The organism is Veillonella sp. AF13-2, from assembly GCF_003603295.1.
Lineage (GTDB): Bacteria > Bacillota > Negativicutes > Veillonellales > Veillonellaceae > Veillonella > Veillonella parvula_E.
Genome location: NZ_QTMT01000012.1, coordinates 1 through 791, shown reverse-complemented (window position 1 = coordinate 791; position 791 = coordinate 1). Strand labels below are relative to the sequence as shown.

General features: G+C 41.6%; 1 protein-coding gene. It reads right to left on the bottom strand.

Going from position 1 to position 791, the window contains the following annotated elements; translation table 11 throughout:
• Window positions 1-791: hypothetical protein (locus DWV85_RS09285; RefSeq protein ID WP_133300274.1), on the bottom strand; the 791-nt coding region annotated here is incomplete at both ends.

Genomic DNA, 791 nt, shown 5'->3' with positions numbered 1-791 from the left:
GACATCTCCGCCGCTGGCAACGTTTGTGATTTGTTTGTTGCCCGCATTAATACCACTATTATTGATTACTACGTCACCTACGGTTACGCTATCGAAATTAGGGTTTTTGCTTACAGCTACGGTCAATTTCTTAGCAGCCGTATCGTATTCCACGATTGCATTGTCTTTTGCCGCAAATTCAAGCGTATCGCCAGCTTTGATTGGGCCTTCATTATTGCCAGCCTTTACTTTAAAGCCGGATTTTAGTTTTTCAACATCATCAGCACTAGCGATGTTATTGATTGTAACTGTGCTTGCCGGTGAAGTTGGATTAGCTTTATCCTCTACTTTAAGATCAACCTTGTTATTAGTTACTGTATAAGATCCATCTGCCGCAGCTGAGTTTTTAACTAGACGATAATCAGTCTTAGATGCATTGGCAACGGTAATAGCATCAGATACCTTCTTCAATTGATCTTCTGTTGCCGCTCTACCATTTACAACTACCGGATTTTGTACATCCCAGTCACGGTTATCTAAACCGGTCACATAGCTCTTATGGTCTGTGGAATCAACACCCATTCTAGCTGTTCCCGCCGTTACGCTGTTCAAACCGGTCAAATCTTTGGCCAATTTCACATTTAATGAGCCATTTGAGGATACCACACCGATATTATTATCCGACAAGTTCGTTGCTGCCGCACCGCCTTTAATATCCAATTGATCGCCCAATTGTTTATTGATGACAGTTGCATCATCACCCTTGAAGTTCAAACCTTTCGCAATAGTGGTGTTGATATTTGTGATATTTG